Here is a 23,077-nt window from a genome sequence, read left to right as displayed (position 1 = left end):
CGGCCCCCGTGCCTCTCCGCGGGGGCCGGGAGTGTGGGAACGACACCGTACGGCCGCCCCGGGCCCACCGGACGGCCGTACGGATCGTGGACGGTCAGGCCAGGACCTTCTCCAGGGCGGCGAGCGCGCCCGTCAGCTCGTCCGCCGTGATCGTCAGCGGCGGGGCCAGCCGGATCGTGGAGCCGTGGGTGTCCTTGACCAGCACGCCCTGCGCCATCAGCCGCTCGCTGATCTCCCGGCCGGTGCCGAACGCCGGGTCGATGTCGACGCCTGCCCACAGCCCGCGCGCCCGGAACCCGACGACGCCCTTGCCGACGAGCGCCGTCAGACCGCCCCGCAGGACCACGCCGAGCTCGGCGGCCCGGCGCTGGAACTCACCCGTCTCCAGCAGGTCCACCACCGCCGTGCCGACCGCGGCCGCCAGCGGGTTGCCGCCGAACGTCGAGCCGTGCTCGCCCGGCCGCAGCACCCCGAGCACGTCCCGGCGCCCCACCACCGCCGAGACCGGCACGATGCCGCCGCCCAGCGCCTTGCCCAGCAGCAGCACGTCCGGCACGACCGACTCGTGCTCCACGGCCAGCGTGCGCCCGGTGCGGCCGAGGCCCGACTGGATCTCGTCCGCGATGAACAGGCAGCCCGCCCGGCTCGTCAGCTCGCGCACCCCGGCCAGATAGCCGTCGTCCGGGATGACGACGCCGGCCTCGCCCTGGATGGGTTCGAGCAGCACCGCCGCGGTCGTCTCGTCGACCGCCGCCTCCAGCGCCGCCAGGTCGTTGTACGGCACGATGCGGAAGCCCGGCGTGAACGGCCCGAAGCCCGCCCGTGCCGTCTCGTCCGTGGAGAACGACACGATCGTCGTCGTCCGGCCGTGGAAGTTGTCCGCCGCGACCACGATCGTCGCCCGGTCGGCGGGGACGCCCTTCACCTCGTACGCCCACTTGCGGGCCACCTTGATGCCGCTCTCCACGGCCTCGGCGCCCGTGTTCATCGGCAGGACCATGTCCTGACCGGTCAGCGCGGCCAGGCGTTCCGCGAAACCGGCGAGCCGGTCGTTGTGGAAGGCGCGGGAGGTCAGCGTCAGCCGGTCCAGCTGGCGGTGCGCGGCCTCGATCAGCGCCGGATGGCGGTGACCGAAGTTCAGGGCCGAGTAGCCGGCGAGCATGTCGAGGTAGCGGCGGCCCTCCACGTCCTCGACCCAGCTGCCCTCGGCGCTCGCGACGACGACGGGCAGCGGATGGTAGTTGTGCGCCAGGACCGGCTCCTCGGCGCGGATCAGATCGGCGGACGAACGGGTCTGCGCGGGCGCGGTCATGAGCGGATCTCCTGAGTGCAGCATTTGATGCCACCGCCGGCCTTGCGGAACTCCGACAGGTCGACGGGGACGGGGACATAGCCGCGGTCGTCCAGCCGGGCCGCCAGGGCCTCGGCCTGCGGCGCGATGAAGACGTGACGGCCGTCGGACACCGAGTTCAGCCCGAACGCGGACGCGTCCTCCCGGGTGGCGAGCACCGCGTCCGGGTAGAGCCGCGCGAGCACCGCACGGCTGCCGGCCGAGAACGCCTCCGGGTAGTAGACGATGTTGTCGTCGTCCAGCACGAACAGCGCGGTGTCCAGGTGGTAGAAGTACGGGTCCACCAGCGTCAGGCTGATCACCGGGTGGCCGAAGAACTCCTGCACCTCGCGGTGCGCCTCCCGGGTCGTGCGGAAACCGGTCCCGGCGAGCACGTGGCGGCCCGTCCAGACCAGGTCGCCCTCGCCCTCGCACACCGACTCCGGGCGGTGGACGTCGAAGCCCGCCGCCTGGAACCACTGGTCGTAGTGGGTGGACTCCGGGCGCCGCTCGGGCGCGTGGAAGAGGGACCCGAAGACACGGCCGCCGACGACGACCGCCGAGTTCGCGGCGAACACCATGTCGGGGAGACCGGCGACCGGCTCCACGACGTCGACCGCGTGGCCGTGCGAACGGTAGGCGCTGATCAGCGCGTGCCACTGCTCCTGCGCCAGATCGACGTCGACCCGGACGTCCGGACGCATCCAGGGGTTGATCGCGTACTGCACGGCGAAGTGTCTGGGTTCGCAGACGAGGAAGCGCCGCCGCCGCGGCACACGGGTCTCGGGCACGAAGGGGTCCCTCCGCTTCCTACGGTGTCGATGAGGATTGACTCCACGGTAGAAACCGACGCCGACGAGCGACAAGAAACGGGAAGTGCGTGTTCGCGCAGCGATGCTGCGTCTTCACCCGGGTTCACGCACGACTGATGCGTCGACGGGCGCCGGCTGGCTGGCGCCCGCCTCCGGGCTCTCCGGGATGAGGTGGGACAGCACCATGACACTGATCGTCTTGCGGATGAACGGCTCCACGCGGATGCGTTCCAGCACCTCCTCGAAGTGCTCCACGTCCCGCGCCCGTACGTGCAGCAGCGCGTCCGCGCCCCCCGTCACCGTCATCGCCGCCGTGATCTCCGGATGGTTGCGGACGACCTCCGCCAGGCGCCGCGGCGGTGCCGCGCCCTCGCAGTACACCTCGACGTACGCCTCCGTCCGCCAGCCCAGCGCCGACGGCCGGACCGTCGCCGTGAACCCGGTGATCACCCCTGTCTCCCGCAGCCGGTCCACGCGCCGCTTGACGGCCGTCGCCGACAGCCCGACGCTCATGCCGATCTCGGCGAAACTCGTCCGGGCGTTCGCCATCAGTGCGGTGATGATCTTCCGGTCGAGTTCGTCGAAAGAAGCCGCGCCGCTGTTCATGAGGGCACTGTAAGCGCCGGGCACCCAGCGCGAACGTCCCGTCCCGGCCCGTGTCCACGAGCGCCGGTTGCTCCTACACTCCCGTTCATGCTGCGCGCCCTGGCTGTCGACGACGAACGCCCCTCGCTGGAGGAACTGCTGTACCTCCTGAACGCGGACCCGCGGATCGGCAGCGCGGAGGGCGCGGGCGATGCCACCGAGGCGCTGCGCCGCATCAACCGCGCGCTGGAGTCGGGCCCCGGCGGAGCGGAGGCCATCGACGTCGTCTTCCTCGACATCAACATGCCCGGCCTCGACGGCCTCGACCTGGCCCGGCTGCTCACCGGCTTCGCCGAACCGCCGCTCATCGTGTTCGTCACCGCCCACGAGGACTTCGCCGTCCAGGCCTTCGACCTGAAGGCCGTCGACTACGTGCTCAAACCCGTCCGCAAGGAACGCCTCGCGGAAGCCGTCCGCCGGGCCGCCGAACAGCGCGGCGCCACCCCTCGGATACCCGTGAGCGAACCCGACCCCGACCACCTCCCCGTCGAACTCGGCGGCGTCACCCGCTTCGTCCCCGTCGACGACATCACCCACGTCGAGGCGCAGGGCGACTACGCCCGCCTGCACACCGGCAGGGGCAGCCACCTCGTCCGCATCCCGCTGTCCACCCTGGAGGAACGCTGGCGCTCCCGCGGGTTCGTGCGCATCCACCGCCGCCATCTCGTCGCCCTGCGCCACATCGGCGAACTGAGGCTCGACGCGGGCAGCGTGAGCGTCGTCGTCGGCTCCGAGGAACTCCAGGTCAGCCGCCGTCACGCACGCGAGCTGCGGGACCTGCTGATGAGGAGGCCGTGACGATGCCCGGCAGCCCCGCCGACCGCCGTGTCGTCGTCACCGGCCCGCCCCGGCGCACCCGGACCCGCCGCGTCTCCGGCTACTACCGGCCGCGCACCGAGATCGACGAGCAGACCACCCTCGGCCACACCTACGTACGCTCCCTGATGCGCACCCAACTGCGCACCGCCCTCGCCGTGTTCGCCGTCCTCGGCCTGCTCGTCGCCCCGCTGCCGCTGCTGTTCGCGGCGATGCCGGACGCCCGCCACCTGGTCTGGGGGGTCCTCGGCTTCGGCCTGTACGCGCCCCTGGTGCTGCTGGCCCGCTGGTTCGTCCACCGCGCCGAACGCAACGAACGCGACTTCGTCCGCCTCGTCGAGGACCGTTGATCACCCGCGCTGACCGAGACCAGGAACCGATCCGGCCGTGAACTCCAGCTACGCCGTCCCCGCCGTCGCCCTCGTGGCCCTGGCGACCGTCCTCGTCGGCGCCTTCGGCCTGCGCATCTCCCGCACCACCTCCGACTTCTACGTCGCCTCCCGCACCGTCGGCCCCCGCCTCAACGCCGCCGCCATCAGCGGCGAGTACCTGTCCGCCGCCTCCTTCCTCGGCATCGCCGGACTCGTCCTCGTCCAGGGCCCCGACATGCTCTGGTACCCGGTCGGCTACACCGCCGGCTACCTCGTCCTGCTGCTGTTCGTCGCCGCCCCGCTGCGCCGCTCCGGCGCCTACACACTGCCCGACTTCGCCGAGGCCCGGCTCTCCTCGCAGGCGGTACGGCGGCTCGCGGGGGCCTTCGTCGTCGGCACCGGCTGGCTGTACCTGCTGCCTCAGCTCCAGGGCGCCGGACTCACCCTGACCGTCTTCACGGGCGCGCCGGACTGGCTCGGCGGACTCGTCGTCGCCGTCGTGGTCGTCGCCATCGTCGCCGCCGGCGGCATGCGCAGCATCACCTTCGTGCAGGCCTTCCAGTACTGGCTGAAGCTCACCGCGCTGCTCGTCCCCGCCCTCTTCCTCATCCTCGCCTGGCAGGGCGACGGCGCCCCCCGGCACGCCTTCGACGAACCCGCGGCCTTTCGCGAGCAGCGCGTCGTCCGCGTCGACGACACCATCACGATCAGACTGCGCGACCCCCTGACGGTCACCGTCGACGGCACGGTCGACGGCCGCGCCCACGAGGACCGGCGCGTACGGCTCGACGCCGGACCGCACCACATCAAGAACGGCACCCGGCTGACCTTCGCCCGCGGCGACGAGGTCCCCGCCCGCGACCACGGCACCGGCGGCGGCCTCTCCCCGTCGCTGGCCGAGAGCCGCGGCGAACGCCCGCTGTACGCCACGTACGGCCTGATCCTCGCCACCTTCCTCGGCACCATGGGGCTGCCGCACGTCGTCGTCCGCTTCTACACCAGCCCGCATGGCGTCGCCGCCCGCCGCACCACGGTCGCCGTGCTCGGCCTGATCGGCGCCTTCTACCTGCTGCCCCCCGTCTACGGCGCCCTCGGCCGGCTCTACGCCCCCGAGCTCACCCTCTCCGGCGACGCGGACGCCGCCGCGCTGCTGCTGCCCGGCCGCATGATCGGCGGCGTCGGCGGGGAACTGCTGGGCGCGCTCGTCGCGGGCGGCGCCTTCGCCGCGTTCCTGTCCACCGCGTCCGGCCTCACCATGGCCGTCGCGGGCGTCCTCACCCAGGACGTCCTGCCCTCCCGGGGCGTACGGCACTTCCGGCTCGGCACCGTGTTCGCCATGCTGGTGCCGCTCGCCGCGAGCGTCCTGGTCGGCGGGCTGCCCGTCGCCGACGCGGTGGGCCTCGCCTTCGCCGTGTCGGCGTCCTCGTTCTGCCCGCTGCTCGTCCTCGGCATCTGGTGGCACCGGCTCACCCCGCCCGGCGCGGCCGCCGGGATGCTCGTCGGCGGCGGGTCCGCGCTGCTCGCCGTCGCCGCCACCATGGCGGGCTTCCCCCAGGCCGGCGCGCTGCACGCGCTGCTCGCCTGGCCCGCCCTCTGGTCGGTGCCGCTCGGCTTCCTCACCATGATCCTGGTGTCCCTGGCCACCCCGGGCCGGGTGCCGCCCGGCACCGCGGCGGTCCTCGCCCGCTTCCATCTGCCCGAGGAACTGAGAGCGGAGGTCAAGGCGTGAGCGGCTTCCTCGCGGGCCTGTGCGTCGCCATCCTGCCGCTGCTCGCCGCCGGCTTCTGGCTCGGCCGGCGCACCGCCCGCCCCCAGAGCCTCGGCGACCTCGGCACCCCCGTCGAGCACGCCACCTTCGAGACCCTGCACACCGCGACCCTCGCCGCGCCCCCGCTGCGCGCCGGACTCACCGAGGAGGCCGCCCGCAAGTCCGCCCGCCGGCTGCGCTCCCTGCTCGGCACCGACGCGCTCTGCCTGACCGACCGCACCGACGTCCTGGTCTGGGACGGCGTCGGCCAGCACCACCGCACCCAGATCATGGAGCTCCTCGCCGGACCCCTGGAGTCCGGCCGCGGCGAGGCGCTGCCGCTCAGCTGCGACAGCCCCGACTGCCCGGTGCGCTGGGCGGTCGTCGCCCCGCTCACCGTCGACGACCGGGTCCACGGCGCCCTCGTCGCCTGCGCGCCCCGCGAGTCCGCCGTCCTGGTCCGGGCCGCCGGCGAGGTCGCCCGCTGGGTCTCCGTCCAACTGGAGCTGGCCGACCTCGACCGGTCCCGCACCCGGCTCATCGAGGCCGAGATCAAGGCGCTGCGCGCCCAGATATCCCCGCACTTCATCTTCAACTCGCTCGCGGTGATCGCCAGCTTCGTGCGCACCGACCCCGAGCGGGCCCGCGAGCTGCTGCTGGAGTTCGCCGACTTCACCCGGTACTCGTTCCGCCGGCACGGCGACTTCACCACCCTCGCCGACGAGCTGCACGCCATCGACCACTACCTGGCGCTCGTGCGGGCACGCTTCGGCGACCGCCTCGACGTCACCCTCCAGATCGCCCCGGAGGTCCTGCCGGTGGCCCTGCCCTTCCTGTGCCTGCAGCCGCTCGTCGAGAACGCCGTCAAGCACGGCCTGGAGGGCAAGGGGGCGTCGTCGGCGGCCGCCCGGTGCCGCATCGGGATCACCGCCCAGGACGCCGGCGCCGAGGCCCTCGTCGTGATCGAGGACGACGGCGCCGGAATGGACCCCGACGCGCTGCGCCGCATCCTCGCCGGCGAGGTCAGCCCCTCCGGGGGCATCGGCCTGTCCAACGTCGACGACCGGCTGCGGCAGGTCTACGGCGACGAGTACGGGCTCGTCATCGAGACCGCCCCGGGCGCCGGCATGAAGATCACCGCCCGGCTCCCGAAGTACCAGCCGGGGGTGCACTCCGCCGGGCGGCTCACCGCTCCCTGACGCTCACGTGCCGCGGCTGACGACCATCCCCAGCGTGATCAGGCCCAGCACCACCCACCCGAACCACAGCCAGCCGTTGCTCCCCAGCGCCACCGTGTACGCGGTCACCATCACCAGACCGCCGACCGTGAGCGCCCCCATCGCCTTGGTGGAACCGTCCGCAGAACCGGGCATCGCGACACCCTCCTAAGGTTCGGTTCCCTCCATGGTGCCCCGATATCAGTTCCCGCGTGCGTTCAATGAGGCGAGATAGGCGTTGTACGCCTCCAGCTCCTTGTCGCCGTCCCGGTCGGCGGCACGGTCCTTGCGGCGGGCCTGGCGCTGCTCCGAGCCGTACCACTGGAACAGCAGCGCGATCAGCACGAGCACCGACGGGATCTCGCTGAAGGCCCAGGCGATACCGCCGGCGGCGCCCTGGTCGGAGAGCGCGTCGATGCCGAGGGAGGCCGGCGGGTTCTTGAACGTCTCCACCATGGGGACGGACCCCATCATCAGCGCGATACCGAAGAACGCGTGGAACGGCATCCCGGCGAACAGCTCCAGCATCCGCATCAGATGCCCGGGCCGGTGCGGCCCGGGGTCCACGCCGATGATCGGCCAGAAGAACACCACGCCGACCGCGAGGAAGTGCACCATCATCGCGATGTGCCCGGTCCTCGAGCCCATGAGGAAGTCGAAGAGCGGGGTGAAGTACAGGGCGTAGAGGCTGGCGATGAACATCGGGATGGTGAACGCCGGGTGCGTCACGATCCGCATGTACCGGCTGTGCAGCAGCGCGAGCAGCAGCTCGCGCGGCCCCTTGCTGCCCCGGGCCGCGGGCGGCAGCGCGCGCAGCGCCAGGGTGACGGGCGCGCCGAGCAGGATCAGGATCGGCGACAGCATGCTGATCACCATGTGCTGCACCATGTGCACGCTGAACATGACCATGCCGTAGTCGTTCAGCCCGGTGCACATCACGAGCAGCACGGTCAGCACGCCGACGACGAACGACACGGTCCGGGCCACGGGCCACGCGTCGCCGCGCCGCCGCAGGCGCACGACCCCCCAGGCGTACAGGCCGAGCCCCACCAGACAGGCGACGAGGAAGAACGGGTCCGTGGACCACGCGAGCCCCCGCCCCAGCGTGAACGGCGGCAGATCCGTCATCGTGCCGTGCCCGCTGTGATCCATCCGACGGCTCCTGTTTCGTGGGGGTTGTGCATTTCTGTCCGCACACAGACTAGAACTGCCCCCGGCCGCGCTCGCGGCCGGGGGCAGACTCGTCAGATCCGCGCGGTGTCCCCTACAGGACGCACTCGGCTTCCTCGTAGCGGTCGCCGGGGACCGTCTTCAGTGTCTCCACGGCCTCCGCCAGCGGCACCATCTCGATGTCCGTGCCGCGCAGCGCCGTCATGTGCCCGAACTCGCCGCGGTGCACGGCCTCCACCGCGTGCCAGCCGAACCGCGTCGCCAGCACCCGGTCGTACGCGGTCGGCGTGCCGCCGCGCTGCACATGCCCGAGGATCACCGGCCGCGCCTCCTTGCCGAGGCGGTGCTCCAGCTCGATGGACAGCTGGCGGGCGATCCCGGCGAAGCGCTCGTGGCCGTAGACGTCCTTGCCGCCCTCGTCGAAGGCCATCGTGCCGGGCGCCGGCTTGGCGCCCTCCGCGGCGACGACGATCGCGAACCGCTTGCCCGCCTCGAACCGGGCCCCGACCCGCCGGGTCAGCTCGTCGATGTCGAAGGGCCGCTCGGGGACGACGATGGCGTGCGCGCCGGCCGCCATGCCGGAGTGCAGCGCGATCCAGCCGGTGTGCCGGCCCATGACCTCGACGACGAGGACGCGCTGGTGGGACTCGGCGGTGGTCTTCAGCCGGTCAAGGGCCTCGGTGGCCACGGTGACGGCGGTGTCGAAACCGAAGGTGACGTCGGTGACCGCGATGTCGTTGTCGATGGTCTTCGGCACCCCGACGACCGGCAGGCCGCTGTCCGACATCAGCCGGGCCGCCTTCAGCGTGCCCTCGCCGCCGATCGGGATGATCGCGTCCAGGCCCAGCTCCGCGAGGTGGCCCTTGGCACGCTCCACGCCGTCGCGCAGATGGGAGGGCTGGACGCGGGAGGATCCGAGGATCGTGCCGCCGCGGGCGAGGATGCCGCCCACCGCGTCGAGGTCGAGCTTGAGGTAGTCGCACTCCAGGAGGCCCTTCCAGCCGTCCCGGAAGCCGATGACCTCGTCGCCGTGGTCGACGACGGCGCGGTGCACGACGGACCGGATGACGGCGTTCAGGCCGGGGCAGTCGCCGCCGGACGTGAGGACACCAATGCGCATAGCCCGAAAACCTTCTCCACGTGGGCCGGGACCGGACCACGCTGTCCGGCTCGAATCCCCGCCACCCTAGCGGCATCGGGGGGCGGGGCCGAACCGTGCGTCCGCCTGCTGGACGGCCCCGCTCACCTGTGCGGAGAGGCCGTCAGACGGGCTGCCGCGACCTCTCTCAGGCGGGCTGCTGCGCGGCCGCGATGCGCTCGTCGCGCAGGGCCTCGTACCAGCGGTCGTCGGTCGGCGGCAGCGCGTTGACGTCGAGCGCCAGCTTCAGCAGCAGGTCCGCGATCTGCGGGTTGCGCGCGAGCACGGGGCCGTGCATGTACGTGCCGAACACGGTGTCGTTGTACGCGCCCTCCGTGCCGTCGCCCGTGCCGTTGCCGTTGCCGAAGCGGACCTGGGCCAACGGGCGGGCGGTCGGGCCGAGGTGCGTGACGCCCTGGTGGTTCTCGAACCCGGTCAGCGGCGGCAGGCCGAGGCGCGGGTCGATGTCCGCGAGCACGTCGCCGACGCACCGCGCGCCCTCGCCACGCGTGGACACCACGTCGATCAGCCCGAGACCGGGCTCGCGCTGGCCGAGGTCGTTGATGAACTCGTGGCCGAGGATCTGGTAGCCCGCGCACACCGAGAACACGATGGCGCCGTTCTCCACGGCCCGCAGCAGCCCGCCGTCCCGGCGCAGCCGCTCGGCCGCGAGCCGCTGCGGCCGGTCCTCGCCGCCGCCGATCAGGTAGATGTCACCCGAGGTCGGGATCGGCTGGTCGCTGCGCACGTCCAGGCGGGCCACCTCCAGGCCGCGCTGGCGCGCCCGGCGCTCCACCACGAGGACGTTGCCCTGGTCGCCGTAGGTGCTGAGCAGGTCCGGGTAGATCCAGACGACCCGCAGTTGGTTGTCGCTCACTTGAAGTCCCCTGAAAGTCTCTTGGCTCAGTTGCCGACGCGGCGGCGCAGGTCCTGGAACGCGGTGTAGTTGGCGATGACCTCGATCCGCCCCGGAGGGCAGGCCCGGACGGCCTCGTCGAGGGTGTCGAACACCTGGAACTGCTGGTTGGCGACCTCCAGGCGCACCGCGAGGTCGAGCCGGCGGTCACCGACGACGCAGATCGGGTGGCCGGTCAGCCGCGTGTAGTCGACGTCCCACAGCCAGGAGGTGTCGGTGCCGTCGGCGCCGCGCGCGTTCACCGAGAGGATCACCGGGGTCGGCGGCGGGTCGATCAGCGAGAACGTCTCCAGCCAGCCCGCCGGGTTCTTCGCGAGCAGCAGGCGCAGATCCCGCTCCATGAACTGCACGACGTCGTACCGGCCGGCGACGGCCTGCACGGAGTACATCCGCTCCAGGGCGACCTGCGGGGGCACGCCGAACACGGCGGCGACGGCGGCCGAGGAGGCGGCGTTGGCCTTGTTGGCGCGCCCGGGCAGCTGCAGCCGGATCGGCCAGGCCGAGCCGTGCGGGTCGAGGACGTGGTTGCCGGAGAGCGCCCAGCTCGGCGTCGGGCGGCGGAAGCCGCACTCGCCGCAGAACCAGTCGTCGCCAGGACGCTGCATCACACCGCCGCAGGACGGGCAGGACCAGGCGTCGTCCTTCCACATCTGCCCGGCGGCGACCCAGATCACGTTCGGGGAGGAGGACGCGGCCCACACGACCAGCGGGTCGTCGGCGTTGGCCACGACCACGGCCTTGGAACCGGCCAGGCCCTCACGCCAGTTCTCGGCGAGCATCCGGGTCTCGGCGGCCCGGTCCAGCTGGTCGCGCGAGAGGTTGAGCAGCGCGATGCACTTCGGGGCGGTGTCCCGCGCGACCCCGGCGAGGTACTTCTCGTCGACCTCGATCACGCCGTAGCGCGCGTCCGAGCCGCCGGCGAGCGCCGAGGTGATGCCGGCCGGCATGTTGGCGCCGAGCGCGTTGGAGACGACCGGCCCCGCGGCCCGCAGCGCCTCGGCGATCAGCCGGGTCGTCGTCGTCTTGCCGTTGGTCGCGGACACCAGGACCACGTCCAGGTGCTGCGCCAGTCTGGCGAGGAGGTCGGGGTCGAGCTTGAGCGCCACCCGGCCGCCGATCACCGAACCGCTGCCGCGCCCTGCGGCGCGTGATGCAGCCGCGACCGCCTTGCCCGCGGTCACGGCCAGCTTGGCCCGCGGCGTCAGCGGGTCCGAGTTGCCTGCCATCAGATCTCGATCCTCCTTGCGTACGCGCCGCGCCTGAAGCCCTACGGCAACGTGGTGGTGGTCAGCCTATTCGAGATCCAATCGCACTCCCGAATCGCCGTACCCTTGCGGCCATGCGCAACAGCTCCATTCCGGGCACGCGAGGGCGAGTCCGGCCCCTCACCCTGCTCGGCGACCCCGTCCTGCACACCCCCTGCGCGGAGGTCACCGCCTTCGGACCGGAACTCGCGGACCTCGTGGAGGACTTGTTCGCCACGATGTACGCGGCGCGCGGCGTGGGCCTGGCGGCCAACCAGGTGGGGGAGTCCCTGCGGGTGTTCGTCTACGACTGCCCGGACGACGACGAGGTCCGCCATCTCGGGCATGTGGTGAACCCGCGGCTGACCGAGGCGGACGGCGTGGTGGTCCGGGGCCCGGAGGGCTGTCTGTCGCTGCCGGGCCTGGAGGCGGGCACCGAGCGGTACGACCACGCGGTGGTCGAGGGGTTCACGGTGACGGGCGAGCCGGTCACCGTGCACGGCACCGGCTTCTTCGCCCGCTGCCTCCAGCACGAGTTCGACCATCTGGAGGGCCGGGTGTACGCGGACCGGCTCGGCGGGCTGCGCCACCGGCGGCTGATGCGCCAGGTGGCACGGGCGCCCTGGCACCGGTCCGGCTGAGCGCGGTCCGGCCGACCACCCGCGGGCGGTCGCCCGTCAGAAGCCGGGCCCGCCCATCTTGTCGCCCGCCGCGGCGAGCCGGCCCCACAGCAGATCCGCGAGGCTGCGTACCAACTCCGCCCGCGAGCACGGCCGCTCGCCGAGCCACCAGTCCCCGGCCGCGTGCATCATGCCGACGATGCCGTGGCCCCAGACCCGGGCCAGCTGCTGGCTGCCGGGGCCGAGGTCGAGGCGCTCCTCGATGACGGTGGCCAGTTCCTCGCCCATCCGCCGCAGCAGCGGGGCGGAGTGCTTGCCGACGTCGAAGCCCTGGTCGCCGGCGTGGCCGCCCTCCGCCGGGTGCATCAGGAACCGGTACACCTGAGGGCGTGCCTCGATGGCGGCCAGATACGTGTCGAGCGTGGACTCGACGCGCTCGCGCCGGTCGGCGGGCGCGTCCAGGGCGGCCCGCAGGGAGTCCAGCAGAGCGTCCGTGTGCCGTTTGGCGAGTGCGGCGTAGAGCCCGCCCTTGTCGCCGAAGTGCCGGTACAGGATGGGCTTGGTGATGCCGGCCTCGGCCGCGATGGCGTTCATCGAGGCCTGCGGGCCGTCCCGCAGCACCACTCTGTCGGCGGCCTCCAGCAGCTCGCGCCGACGTCGGTCGGCGGACCTCTGCTGATCCGTCCGCTGTGTGGTGTCCATGAGCTCTCCCCACCCGTACTGGTTCGGTGACGCCTGCGCAAAGTAACACTCAACCAGGCATGACCATCGAACGGGCTACGAGCGCACATCGCGGGTTGACTTTACCTACCGACCAGTAACAAACTAGGGTTACCGCTAGTAACAAAGCATGCAGCGGGCATGCGCGTACGCCGCTGGAGGGGTCATGGCCGAGTTCACCATGGAGCTCAACGACGAACAGAAGGAGGTCCGGGACTGGCTGCACGGCTTCGCGGCCGACGTGATCCGCCCCGCGGCCGCCGAATGGGACGAGCGTGAGGAGACTCCCTGGCCGGTCATCCAGGAGGCCGCGAAGGTCGGCATCTACTCGCTCGACTTCTACGCCCAGCAGTACTTCGACCAGACCGGGCTCGGCATCCCCATGGCCATGGAGGAGCTGTTCTGGGGCGACGCGGGCATCGCCCTGTCGATCGTCGGCACCGGCCTCGCGGCCGTGGGCGTCCTCGCCAACGGCACCGAGGAGCAGATCGGCACCTGGGTGCCCCAGATGTACGGCGACGCCAACGACGTCAAGCTCGCGGCGTTCTGCTCCTCCGAGCCCGACGCCGGCTCCGACGTCGCCTCCATGCGCACCCGCGCGGTCTACGACGAGGCCAAGGACGAGTGGGTGATCAACGGCACCAAGACCTGGGCGACCAACGGCGGCATCGCCAACGTCCACGTCGTCGTCGCCGTCGTCGACCCCGAGCTCGGCTCCAAGGGCCACGCCTCCTTCATCGTCCCGCCGAACACGCCGGGCCTGTCCCAGGGGCAGAAGTTCAAGAAGCACGGCATCCGCGCCTCGCACACCGCCGAGGTCATCCTGGACAACGTGCGCGTCCCCGGCTCCTGCCTGCTCGGCGGCAAGGAGAAGCTGGACGAGCGCCTCGCCCGCGCGCGTGAGCGGGCCAAGAAGGGCGGCGAGCGCGTGAAGAACGCCGCGATGGCCACCTTCGAGGCGTCCCGTCCGGCGGTCGGCGCGATGGCCGTCGGCACTGCCCGCGCCGCCTACGAGGTCGCCCTCGACTACGCGACGACGCGCGAGCAGTTCGGGCGCCCGATCATCGACAACCAGGGCGTCGCCTTCCAGCTCGCCGACATGCGCACCCAGGTCGACGCGGCGCGGCTGCTGGTGTGGCGGGCCTCCTGGATGGCGATCAACGGCAAGCCGTTCACGGCGGCCGAGGGGTCGATGTCGAAGCTGTTCGCGAGCGAGACGGCGAAGAAGGTCACCGCGCAGGCCATCCAGATCCTGGGCGGCAACGGCTACACCCGGGAGTACCCGGTGGAGCGCATGCACCGGGACTCAGCCATCTACACGATCTTCGAGGGGACGAGCGAGATCCAGCGACTGGTGATCGCCCGCACGCTGTCGGGCATGTCGATCCGATAAATCGGTCGACCGGGGGGCCCGTGCTGAGCGCGGGCCCTTACGGCGTCGTGCCGCTGCTGTGGGCGATGCAGGCCACGTCGATACGGTCCGCGAGCTTGGCCAGCTCGATGGTCAGCGCCGCGACCGTGTCCTCGTCGAGCCCGTCCGCGCCGGCCTCCACGAGGTGCAGCCACCGGCCGCCCACCGTGCGCAGCAGCTTGCTCACGTCGGCGGCGGCCACCTGCAAGGTCCCCCGGTCGTCGACGATCAGCGGCAGAGTAACTTCGCGGTTCACAGCTGGGATCGTAGTCGCGCTCCGCTCACGCGCCCTGCCAAACCGTAGTGATGTTGCAGAACTCCCGGATTCCGTGCCCGGACAGCTCACGGCCGAACCCGGACCGCTTCACCCCGCCGAACGGGAACGCCGGATGGGACGCTGTCATGCCGTTCACGTACACGCTCCCGGCCTCCAGATCCCGTACGAAACGGTCCACCTCGGCGTCGTCGCGCGTCCACACGTTCGAACTCAGGCCGAAGGGCGAGTCGTTGGCGATCAGCACCGCCTCGTCCAGGTCCGCCGCCCGGTACAGCGTCGCGACCGGCCCGAACGCCTCCTCCCGGTGGATGCGCATCTCGCGGGTGATGCCCGAGAGGACGGTCGGCGGGTAGTACCAGCCCGGCAGTTCGGGCCGGCGCAGCGCGTGCCCGCCGCACAGCGCGGTCGCCCCGCTGCGGGTCGCGTCGTCGACCAGCTCCTCCAGGTCCGTGCGCCCCTGCTCGCTGGCGAGCGGGCCGACGTCCGTGCCCTCCTGCATCGGGTCGCCGACCACCAGCGCCTTCATGCCGGCCACGAACCGCTCGGCGAAGGCGTCGTACACGTCGGTGTGCACGATGAACCGCTTCGCGGCGATGCACGACTGCCCGTTGTTCTGCACCCGCGCGGTCACCGCGACCTTCGCGGCCCGGTCCAGGTCGGCCGACGGCATCACGACGTAGGGGTCGCTGCCGCCCAGCTCCAGCACCGTCTTCTTGATCATCTCGCCGGCGGTGGAGGCGACCGCGCGGCCCGCGGGCTCGCTGCCGGTCAGGGTGGCCGCCTTGACCCGGTCGTCGCGCAGGATGTCGTCGACCATCGCGGAGCCGATCAGCAGGGTCTGGAAACAGCCCTCCGGGTACCCCGCCCGATGGAACAGGTCCTCCAGGTACAGGGCCGTCTGGGGGACGTTGGAGGCGTGCTTGAGCAGGCCCACGTTGCCCGCCATCAGCGCGGGCGCGGCGAACCGGATCACCTGCCACAGCGGGAAGTTCCACGGCATCACGGCGAGCACCGGGCCCAGCGGGCGGTAGCGGACCCGCACCCGCGAGGCACCCGAGTCCTTCACGTCCGTGTCGGCCGGCTCCTCGTCGGCCAGCAGCCCCTCGGCGCGCTCGGCGTACCACCGCATCGCCTTCGCGCACTTGGCGGCCTCCGCGCGGGCCTGGGCGACGGGCTTGCCCATCTCGGTGGTCATCGTCCGGGCGATGTCGGCCTGGTCCTCGTCGAGGAGGTCCGCGGCACGGTTCAGCAGCCGCGCCCGGTCGGCGAAGCTCGTCGTACGGTACGTGCGGAACGTGGCCTCGGCGAGCTGGAGCCGGCGCTCGACCTCCTCCTCGCCCATGGCCTCGTACGTCTTGAGCGTCTCGCCGTTCGCCGGATTGACCGTCGCGATGGGCATGAGCGACCTCCTGGGGAGCGACCTGTTGCTTCGACCTTCCCGCGCCGCGGAGGGTCCCGCAACGCGTGCTGCTGCTCAGGACGAGTGCTCCGCCAGCCGGTCGAGAAACGCGGCCTGCGCCTTGACGATCAGCTCGCGCGCCCGGTCGAGGGGGAGCCAGGCCACCCGGTCCAGCTCCGGGAACTCCTGGGTGCGGCCCGAGCGCGGCGGCCACTCCATCGTGAACGTGCCGGGCACGACGTCCGCCGGGTCCAGGTCGGCCTCGACCGCCCAGACGGTGACGGTCTTGCCGCCCGCCTGCCGGACCTCGCCCAGCGCGACGGGCTCCCCGTCCGGCGGCGGCAGCCCCAGCTCCTCCTGGAACTCCCGGCGGGCCGCGTCCCACGCCGGCTCGTCCGGCGCGTACTCGCCCTTCGGCACCGTCCACGCCCCGGCGTCCCGGCGCGCGAAGTACGGGCCACCCATGTGGCCGAGCAGCACCTCCGGGCCGGCGTCGGTGCGGCGGAACAGCAGCAGGCCGGCGCTGCGCCGCTCGCGGGCCGCGCTCACGGCCGCACCCCCGGATGCGCGGCCAGCAGGGACTCGACGGTGTCCGCCTCCTCCGGGCGCTTGTCGTCGCGGTAGCGCAGCACACGCGCGAAGCGGAGCGTCACCCCGGCCGGGTAGCGGGAGGAGCGCTGCAGACCGTCGTACGCGATCTCCACGACCAGTTCGGGGCGGACGGTCACCCCCCAGGGGTGGCTGCTCACGGCGAGCTCCTGGAGCCGTTCGGTCTGCCAGGCCAGCAGCGCGTCCGTCATGCCCTTGAACGTCTTGCCCAGCATCGCGAACCCGCCGTCCTCCGTCCGCGCCCCCAGGTGCAGGTTGGACAGCTTGCCGGTCCTGCGGCCGTGCCCCCACTCGGCGGCCAGCACCACCAGGTCCAGGGTGTGCACGGGTTTGACCTTCAGCCAGGACGCGCCGCGCCGGCCCGCGCTGTAGGGGGCGTCGAGCGCCTTGACGACGACGCCCTCGTGCCCGCGTTCCAGCGTCTCCGCGAGGAACTCCTCGGCGCGGGGCAGGTCGTCGGGACCGGACACCAGGGCGCGGCGCACCCGCATCGGCTCCGGGACCAGCCGGGCCAGCTCCGCGTGCCGCTCGGTGAACGGCAGGTCGAGCAGGTCGCGGCCGTCGACGGACAGGGCGTCGAAGAAGACGGGGGAGACGGGAACCTCACGGGCGGCCGTCCCGACGTCGACCCGGGAGCCGACGCGGCCCGCGGTCTCCTGGAAGGAGCGGGGCCGCCCGGTGGCGTCGAACGCGATGACCTCGCCGTCGAGGATGAACCGCTCGCCCCGCAACTCCCGTGCCGCCGCTACGACTTCGGGGAGCCGGTCGGTGATGTCGTCCAGGGTGCGGGTGTAGGCGCGGACGGTGTCGCCGTCGCGGTGCAGCTGGACGCGGATGCCGTCCAGTTTCTCCTCCACCGCGCAGTCGCCCAGCTTGCCGACCGCCTCGGACACCGAGGACGCGGTGTGCGCCAGCATCGGCAGCACCGGGCGGCCGACGGTGAGCCGGAAGCGGTCCAGCGACTCCGGGCCGTCCGCGAGCAGGGTCTGCGCGACGCTCTGCAGGGAGCCGGCGAGCATGACGGCCCGCCGTACGTCGGCGGGGGGTGCGCCGGTGGCCTGGGCGAGCCCCTCCACGGCCACCGCGTCGAGGGCGCCCTGGCGGACCTCGCCGGTGATCAGGCCGAGCAGGAAGCGCTGCTCGGCCTCGGTCGCCGCGCCCATCAACTCGCCGACCAGACGGGTGCGTTCGGCCTGTGAGCCGGCGCCGGACACCTTGCCGAGGGTGGTGAGTCGGGCGTCCACCTCACGGACGGTCAGGGTCGGTTCGGCGGCCGGGGGCACGGGGTGGCTCAGCACCTTCCAGCCGACGCCGAGGCGTCCCTGGGGGAGGCGGCCCGCCAGGTAGGGGATGACGAGGGGGACGTCGTCCGCCTCGGCGTCCCGGAAGAGCTCCGCGAGCAGAGCGATCTTCCGGGAGCGCGCCGAGGTGGCGGCGACCTCCTGGGACACGCGGGCGAGACGGGTCAGCAGCATGCGAACCATCCTGGGGTTTTCGGCGCCGGTTCACACCTGCACGGGTGCGGTGTGTTGGTTCGCCGCGGCGCCGTCGGGGTTTGTCGCGCAGTTCCCCGCACCCCTGGGGGGTGGTGGTTCGTGGTTCGGCTGGGGCGCCGTGGGGGCTGGCCGCGCAGTTCCCCGCGCCCCTGGGGGTGCAACGGTTCGTGGTTTGCTGCGGCGCCGTGGGGGCTGGTCGCGCAGTTCCCCGCGTCCCTTCAGCCGGCGTCCAGGTCTGTGAAGAGGAGGTCCGCGTTGAGGGTGGCTGCTGCTCGGTAGCCGGCTGAGGCGGCGTTGACGACCTGTTCGGCGAAGCCCATCGCGTTGCCGGCCGCCCAGACGCCCGGGACCGAGGTGAGGCCGGTGGCGTCCACCACCGGGTAGGAGCCGAACGGGGTCTCGTTGAGTTCGGCGCCCAGCTTCTCCAGCAGGCCCGTCTGCGGCACCGCGCGCGGGGCGACGAACAGCACCTCGCGCGCGTGCGCCGTGCCGTCGGCCAGGCGGACGCCGGTGAGCCGGTCGTCCTCGACCGTCAGTTCGGCCACCCGGCCGGGGACCACCGTCACGCCGGCCGCCGCCAGCCGGCGCACGTCGTCGGCGGTGAGGTCGGACTCGGGGACCTCGTGCAGGAAGAACGTCACGTCCTTCGACCACTGCGACACCATGATCGCCTGGTGGGCGCTCAGCGGGGTGGTCGCGAGGACGCCGAAGGCCCGGTCGCGGACCTCCCAGCCGTGGCAGTACGGGCAGTGCAGCACGTCCGCGCCGAAGCGCTCGGCGACGCCGGGGACGGCCGGCAGCTCGTCCTTGAGGCCGGTGGCGACGATCAGGCGCCGTGCGCGGACGCTCCGGCCGCCCGCCAGCCCGACCGTGAAGTCGCCGGCGTCCCCTTCCCGCGAGACGTCCACGGCCCGGTCCCGGACCAGCTCCACCCCGTACCGCGCGATCTCCTCCCGCCCGGCCGCCAGGAACTCGGCGGGCGGCATGCCGTCACGGGTCAGATAGCCCTGCATATGAGCCGCGGGCGCGTTGCGCGGCTCCCCTGCGTCCACGACCAGGGTCCGGCGCCGGGCACGGCCCAGGACGAGCGCGGCGGACAGCCCGGCCGCGCCTCCGCCGATCACGATCACTTCGTATGTCTCGGTCACGATGACCACCTCCACCTGTACCGTGCGCCGCCCGGTGCGGGATTGACAAACATGTTTGCCGAAACTGCAATGGCCGTATGACGGACGACAAGATGAGCGACGACGACGTCCTTGCCGGTGTGGGTCCCAGGCTGCGCCGGATGCGCAAGGAGCGCGAGGTGACGCTCTCGGCGCTGTCCGAGGCCACCGGCATCTCGGTGAGCACGCTCTCCCGGCTGGAGTCGGGCCTGCGCCGCCCCAGCCTGGAGCTGCTGCTGCCGATCGCCCGCGCCCATCAGGTGCCGCTGGACGAACTGGTCGGCAACCCGGCCGTCGGCGACCCGAGGGTGCGCGCCACCGAGCCGATCGAGCGCTACGGCCGCAAGCACTGGCCGCTCACCCGCCAGCCCGGCGGCCTGCAGGCGTTCAAGGTGCTCGAACCGCAGCGCAGCTGCCCGCCGGAGCCGCGCACCCACGAGGGATACGAGTGGCTGTACGTCCTGTCCGGCCGGCTGCGGCTCGTCCTGGGGGAGCACGACGTGGTGCTCGGCGCCGGGGAGGCCGCCGAGTTCGACACCCGGGTCCCGCACTGGTTCGGCTCGACGGGGGAGGGGCCCGTGGAGTTCCTGAGCCTGTTCGGGCCGCAGGGCGAGCGGATGCACGTCCGGGCGCGGCCGCGGCAGACGTGACGCGTCCGACGGTTCCCTGATCGGCAAGCGACCGCTTAGTATGCGAACCGACCCGGACAGACGACGCAGTCCCCCGTGGAGGCTCCGCATGCAGGCATGGCAAGTGCATCGCAACGGCGAACCGGGCGAGGTGATGCGGCTCGCGGACGTCGAACCGCCCACGCCCGGCGACGGCCAGGTCCTGCTGAAGGTGCGCGCCGCGAACGTCAACTTCCCCGACGCGCTGATGTGCCGGGGCCAGTACCAGGTCCGGCCCCCGCTGCCGTTCACGCCCGGCGTCGAGATCTGCGGCGAGACCGAGGACGGCCGCCGCGTCCTCGCCACCCCCGCGCTGCCGCACGGCGGATTCGCCGAGTACGCCGTCGCGGACGCCGCCGCCCTGCTGCCCGCCCCCGACGCCCTCGACGACGCCGAGGCGGCCGCCCTGCACATCGGCTACCAGACCGGCTGGTTCGGCCTGCACCGCCGCGCGGGCCTCGAAGCCGGCGAGACCCTGCTGGTCCACGCCGCCGCGGGCGGGGTCGGCAGCGCCGCCGTCCAGCTCGGCAAGGCCGCCGGCGCCCGGGTCATCGGGGTCGTGGGCGGCGCCGCCAAGGCCGCCGTGGCCCGCGAACTCGGCTGCGACGTGGTGATCGACCGGCACACCGAGGACGTCATCGCCGCCGTCAAGGAGGCGACCGGCGGCCGGGGCGCCGACGTCGTGTACGACCCCGTCGGCGGTGACGCCTACACCCAGTCCACGAAGGTCGTCGCCTTCGAGGGCCGGATCGTCGTCCTCGGCTTCGCGAGCGGCACCATCCCGGCCCCCGCCCTCAACCACGCCCTGGTGAAGAACTACTCGATCCTCGGCCTGCACTGGGGCCTGTACAACACCCGCAACCCCAAACTGGTCCGGCACTGCCACGAACAGCTCACCGAGATGGCCGCGCAGGGAGCCGTCAAGCCGCTGGTGAGCGAGCGCGTCCCGCTGGGCGGGGCCGGAGCGGCCGTCCAGCGGGTCGCCGACGGCGTCACCACCGGCCGAGTCGCCGTGCTCCCGGGACTCACCGAAGGAGGAGCGGCATGACCGACGCCGCCGAACTGCGCCGCCGCACCCAGGAGTTGCTCGCCGCGCACCCACCGGCCACCACCGGCCGCCTGGACTTCCTGCGCGCCCGCTTCGACGCGGGCCTCGCCTGGGTGCACTACCCCGAGGGCCTCGGCGGCCTGGGCCTGCCCCGCTCCCTCCAGGCCGTCGTGGACGCCGAACTGGAGGCCGCCGGAGCCCCCGACAACGAGCCCCGGCGCATCGGCATCGGCCTCGGCATGGCCGCGCCGACCATCCTCAGGTACGGCACCGACGAGCAGAAGCGGCGCTTCCTGCGGCCCCTGTGGACCGGCGAGGAGGTCTGGTGCCAGCTCTTCAGCGAGCCCGGCGCCGGCTCCGACCTGGCGGCGCTCGGCACCCGTGCCGTCCGCGAGGGCGACGACTGGGTTGTCAACGGGCAGAAGGTGTGGACGTCCAGCGCCCACATCGCCCGCTGGGCCATCCTCATCGCCCGCACCGACCCGGACGTGCCCAAGCACGCGGGCATCACGTACTTCCTGTGCGACATGACCGACCCCGGCGTCGAGGTCCGTCCGCTCCGCCAGATCACCGGCGAGGCCGAGTTCAACGAGGTCTTCCTCACCGACGTCCGCATCCCCGACAGCCGCCGCCTCGGCGAGGTCGGAGACGGCTGGCGGGTCGCCCAGACCACCCTGAACAACGAGCGCGTCGCCATCGGCGGCATGCGGCTGCCCCGCGAGGGCGGCATGATCGGCCCCCTCGCGAAGACCTGGCGCGAACGGCCCGAACTGCGCACCCACGACCTGCACCAGCGGCTGCTGAGGCTGTGGGTGGACGCCGAGGTGTCCCGGTTCACCGCCGAACGGCTGCGCCAGCAGCTCGTCGCCGGCCAGCCCGGCCCCGAGGGCGCCGGCATGAAGCTCGCCTTCGCCCGCCTCAACCAGGAGATCAGCGGCCTGGAGGTCGAACTGCGCGGCGAGGAGGGCCTGTTGTACGACGACTGGACCATGCGCCGGCCGGAGCAGGTGAACTTCACCGGCCGTGACGCCGGGTACCGCTACCTGCGCTCCAAGGGCAACAGCATCGAGGGCGGGACCAGCGAGGTCCTGCTGAACATCGTCGCCGAGCGCGTCCTGGGCCTGCCCGCCGAGCCGCGCACCGACAAGGACGTCGCCTGGAAGGACCTCGCCCGATGAGCACCCAGCCCGACCTGCTGTACACCGAGGAGGAGGAGGCGCTGCGGGCCGCCGTGCGGGACCTGCTCGCCGACCACTGCGACGCCCCCGGCGTCATCGCCCGCACCGAGTCCGGCGCGCCGCACGACGTCGCGGCCTGGAAGGCGCTCGCCGGCACCATGGGACTCGCGGGCCTCCTCATCCCCGAGGAGCTGGGCGGCCAGGGCGCCACGCACCGCGAAGCCGCCGTCGTCCTGGAGGAGCTGGGCCGGGCCGTCGCCCCGGTGCCGTATCTGACCAGCGCGGTCGTGGCCACCGAGGCCCTGCTGGAGTGCGGGGACGAGGAGCTGCTCGGCCGGCTGGCGTCCGCGACGGCCGTCGCCGCGCTCGCGCTCGCCCTGAACACCGCGGCGGGCGGCGCCTACACGGTCGTACGCCATGAAGGAGGCGCGCTGCACGGTGAGTTGACCGGCATCGCGGACGCGGCGATCGCCGACGTCCTGCTCGTCCCGGCCGACGACGGCGGGCTGTACGCCGTCGACGCCGACGCCGTGACGGTCACGCCGCGTCCGTCCCTGGACCTGACCCGGCCCGTGGCCACGGTCACCCTGGACGGCGCCCCCGGCCGTCTGCTGGGCGACGCCGAGCCCGCCGTACGACGCGCGCTGCGCGCCGGCGCCGGACTGCTCGCGTCCGAGCAACTCGGGCTCGCCGACTGGACGCTGACCGAGACGGTCCGCTATCTGAAGGAGCGCAAGCAGTTCAACCGCCCCGTCGGCGGCTTCCAGGCGCTCAAGCACCGGCTCGCCCAGCTGTGGCTGGAGGTCGTCAACCTGCGCGCCGCCGCCCGCGCGGCCGCCGACGCGCTGGCGACCGGCGAGGACACCGAGGTGACGGTCGCCGTCGCCCAGTCCTACGCGTCCCCGGTCGCCGTCCACGCCGCCGAGGAGGCCCTGCAGCTGCACGGCGGGATCGGCATGACCTGGGAGCACCCGGTCCACCTGTACCTGAAGCGGGCCAAGGCCGACTCGCTCGCCTACGGCACGGCGGGCGTCCACCGCGAGGCGCTGGCCGGACTGGTCGACCTCCAGGCTCCCTGA

At 72.7% G+C, this 23,077-nt stretch carries 24 protein-coding genes; 10 read left to right on the top strand and 14 right to left on the bottom strand.

Annotated elements, in window-relative coordinates; genetic code table 11:
- Nucleotides 1-94 precede the first annotated feature (94 nt).
- The 3 genes from rocD to F8R89_RS05255 all read right to left on the bottom strand — a co-directional run bounded on the left by rocD (nt 95) and on the right by F8R89_RS05255 (nt 2,748).
- Nucleotides 95-1,312: an ornithine--oxo-acid transaminase gene (rocD, locus tag F8R89_RS05265; protein WP_151782863.1), complete on the bottom strand. Its 1,218-nt coding sequence runs from the start codon at nt 1,310-1,312 to the stop codon at nt 95-97.
- Nucleotides 1,309-2,121, bottom strand: a complete 813-nt coding sequence (ddaH, locus tag F8R89_RS05260) for a dimethylargininase (protein ID WP_151782862.1) — start codon at nt 2,119-2,121, stop codon at nt 1,309-1,311. Before ddaH ends, rocD begins: the two co-directional genes overlap by 4 nt.
- A gap of 114 nt (nt 2,122-2,235) precedes the next feature.
- Nucleotides 2,236-2,748 (bottom strand): Lrp/AsnC family transcriptional regulator, encoded by a 513-nt coding sequence (locus F8R89_RS05255; RefSeq protein WP_151782861.1) that lies wholly within the window; start codon nt 2,746-2,748, stop codon nt 2,236-2,238.
- An 87-nt stretch (nt 2,749-2,835) separates the two neighbouring features.
- Here F8R89_RS05255 and F8R89_RS05250 point away from each other — a divergent pair, with 87 nt between their 5' ends.
- From F8R89_RS05250 to F8R89_RS05235, 4 genes are read left to right on the top strand one after another with little or no spacing between them, the layout of a single operon-like run.
- Nucleotides 2,836-3,585 (top strand): LytR/AlgR family response regulator transcription factor, encoded by a 750-nt coding sequence (locus tag F8R89_RS05250; RefSeq protein ID WP_151782860.1) that lies wholly within the window; start codon nt 2,836-2,838, stop codon nt 3,583-3,585.
- A 2-nt stretch (nt 3,586-3,587) separates the two neighbouring features.
- The gene (locus tag F8R89_RS05245; RefSeq protein ID WP_151782859.1) at nt 3,588-3,953 is read left to right on the top strand and encodes a hypothetical protein; all 366 of its coding nucleotides are present in this window, start codon (nt 3,588-3,590) and stop codon (nt 3,951-3,953) included.
- 37 nt (nt 3,954-3,990) lie between these two features.
- Nucleotides 3,991-5,703, top strand: a complete 1,713-nt coding sequence (locus F8R89_RS05240; RefSeq protein ID WP_151782858.1) for a cation acetate symporter — start codon at nt 3,991-3,993, stop codon at nt 5,701-5,703.
- Nucleotides 5,700-6,920: a sensor histidine kinase gene (locus tag F8R89_RS05235; protein WP_151782857.1), complete on the top strand. Its 1,221-nt coding sequence runs from the start codon at nt 5,700-5,702 to the stop codon at nt 6,918-6,920. Before F8R89_RS05240 ends, F8R89_RS05235 begins: the two co-directional genes overlap by 4 nt.
- A 3-nt stretch (nt 6,921-6,923) precedes the next feature.
- Here F8R89_RS05235 and F8R89_RS05230 read toward each other — a convergent pair whose 3' ends face one another.
- From F8R89_RS05230 to F8R89_RS05210, 5 genes are all read right to left on the bottom strand, one after another.
- Nucleotides 6,924-7,094, bottom strand: coding sequence for a hypothetical protein (locus F8R89_RS05230; protein ID WP_151782856.1), 171 nt, complete (start codon nt 7,092-7,094; stop codon nt 6,924-6,926).
- A gap of 45 nt (nt 7,095-7,139) precedes the next feature.
- A complete protein-coding gene (locus F8R89_RS05225; RefSeq protein ID WP_151782855.1) occupies nt 7,140-8,090 on the bottom strand; it encodes a cytochrome c oxidase assembly protein in 951 nt (316 codons plus the stop codon).
- A gap of 112 nt (nt 8,091-8,202) precedes the next feature.
- The gene (locus F8R89_RS05220) at nt 8,203-9,228 is read right to left on the bottom strand and encodes a 6-phosphofructokinase (protein WP_151782854.1); all 1,026 of its coding nucleotides are present in this window, start codon (nt 9,226-9,228) and stop codon (nt 8,203-8,205) included.
- A 166-nt stretch (nt 9,229-9,394) separates the two neighbouring features.
- Complete coding sequence (locus F8R89_RS05215; protein WP_151782853.1) at nt 9,395-10,123, bottom strand: type 1 glutamine amidotransferase; 729 nt, start codon at nt 10,121-10,123, stop codon at nt 9,395-9,397.
- 26 nt (nt 10,124-10,149) lie between these two features.
- Nucleotides 10,150-11,388: a MurT ligase domain-containing protein gene (locus tag F8R89_RS05210; RefSeq protein WP_151782852.1), complete on the bottom strand. Its 1,239-nt coding sequence runs from the start codon at nt 11,386-11,388 to the stop codon at nt 10,150-10,152.
- Nucleotides 11,389-11,501: 113 nt separating this feature from the next.
- Here F8R89_RS05210 and def point away from each other — a divergent pair, with 113 nt between their 5' ends.
- The gene (gene def, locus F8R89_RS05205; protein WP_151782851.1) at nt 11,502-12,047 is read left to right on the top strand and encodes a peptide deformylase; all 546 of its coding nucleotides are present in this window, start codon (nt 11,502-11,504) and stop codon (nt 12,045-12,047) included.
- Between the two features lie 36 nt (nt 12,048-12,083).
- On the opposite strand, the gene F8R89_RS05200 is transcribed toward def, so the two are convergent.
- The gene (locus F8R89_RS05200) at nt 12,084-12,728 is read right to left on the bottom strand and encodes a TetR family transcriptional regulator (protein WP_151782850.1); all 645 of its coding nucleotides are present in this window, start codon (nt 12,726-12,728) and stop codon (nt 12,084-12,086) included.
- A gap of 184 nt (nt 12,729-12,912) precedes the next feature.
- Between F8R89_RS05200 and F8R89_RS05195 the strand changes: the two genes are divergently transcribed.
- Complete coding sequence (locus F8R89_RS05195; RefSeq protein ID WP_151782849.1) at nt 12,913-14,139, top strand: acyl-CoA dehydrogenase family protein; 1,227 nt, start codon at nt 12,913-12,915, stop codon at nt 14,137-14,139.
- A gap of 37 nt (nt 14,140-14,176) precedes the next feature.
- On the opposite strand, the gene F8R89_RS05190 is transcribed toward F8R89_RS05195, so the two are convergent.
- The 5 genes from F8R89_RS05190 to F8R89_RS05170 all read right to left on the bottom strand — a co-directional run bounded on the left by F8R89_RS05190 (nt 14,177) and on the right by F8R89_RS05170 (nt 19,086).
- Complete coding sequence (locus tag F8R89_RS05190) at nt 14,177-14,413, bottom strand: DUF6213 family protein (RefSeq protein ID WP_055622335.1); 237 nt, start codon at nt 14,411-14,413, stop codon at nt 14,177-14,179.
- 25 nt (nt 14,414-14,438) lie between these two features.
- A complete protein-coding gene (locus F8R89_RS05185) occupies nt 14,439-15,833 on the bottom strand; it encodes an NADP-dependent succinic semialdehyde dehydrogenase (RefSeq protein WP_151782848.1) in 1,395 nt (464 codons plus the stop codon).
- A gap of 75 nt (nt 15,834-15,908) precedes the next feature.
- The gene (locus F8R89_RS05180) at nt 15,909-16,382 is read right to left on the bottom strand and encodes an NUDIX domain-containing protein (protein ID WP_151782847.1); all 474 of its coding nucleotides are present in this window, start codon (nt 16,380-16,382) and stop codon (nt 15,909-15,911) included.
- Nucleotides 16,379-17,917, bottom strand: a complete 1,539-nt coding sequence (locus F8R89_RS05175) for an ATP-dependent DNA ligase (protein ID WP_151782846.1) — start codon at nt 17,915-17,917, stop codon at nt 16,379-16,381. The genes F8R89_RS05180 and F8R89_RS05175 overlap by 4 nt, the downstream gene beginning before the upstream one ends.
- 239 nt (nt 17,918-18,156) lie before the next feature.
- Nucleotides 18,157-19,086 (bottom strand): NAD(P)/FAD-dependent oxidoreductase, encoded by a 930-nt coding sequence (locus tag F8R89_RS05170; RefSeq protein WP_151782845.1) that lies wholly within the window; start codon nt 19,084-19,086, stop codon nt 18,157-18,159.
- Nucleotides 19,087-19,178: 92 nt separating this feature from the next.
- Here F8R89_RS05170 and F8R89_RS05165 point away from each other — a divergent pair, with 92 nt between their 5' ends.
- From F8R89_RS05165 to F8R89_RS05150, 4 genes are all read left to right on the top strand, one after another.
- Nucleotides 19,179-19,754: a helix-turn-helix domain-containing protein gene (locus F8R89_RS05165; RefSeq protein ID WP_151788005.1), complete on the top strand. Its 576-nt coding sequence runs from the start codon at nt 19,179-19,181 to the stop codon at nt 19,752-19,754.
- A gap of 88 nt (nt 19,755-19,842) precedes the next feature.
- Nucleotides 19,843-20,820, top strand: a complete 978-nt coding sequence (locus F8R89_RS05160) for an NADPH:quinone oxidoreductase family protein (RefSeq protein WP_151782844.1) — start codon at nt 19,843-19,845, stop codon at nt 20,818-20,820.
- Nucleotides 20,817-21,998 carry an acyl-CoA dehydrogenase family protein gene (locus tag F8R89_RS05155; RefSeq protein WP_151782843.1) on the top strand — a complete coding sequence of 394 codons (1,182 nt, stop codon included), beginning with the start codon at nt 20,817-20,819 and terminating at the stop codon, nt 21,996-21,998. Before F8R89_RS05160 ends, F8R89_RS05155 begins: the two co-directional genes overlap by 4 nt.
- Entirely contained in the window at nt 21,995-23,077 is a 1,083-nt protein-coding gene (locus tag F8R89_RS05150; RefSeq protein ID WP_151782842.1) for an acyl-CoA dehydrogenase family protein, read from the top strand. The genes F8R89_RS05155 and F8R89_RS05150 overlap by 4 nt, the downstream gene beginning before the upstream one ends.

It is taken from the genome of Streptomyces sp. SS1-1 (genome assembly GCF_008973465.1).
Lineage (GTDB): Bacteria > Actinomycetota > Actinomycetes > Streptomycetales > Streptomycetaceae > Streptomyces.
This window is presented reverse-complemented; position numbering and strand designations above follow the sequence as displayed.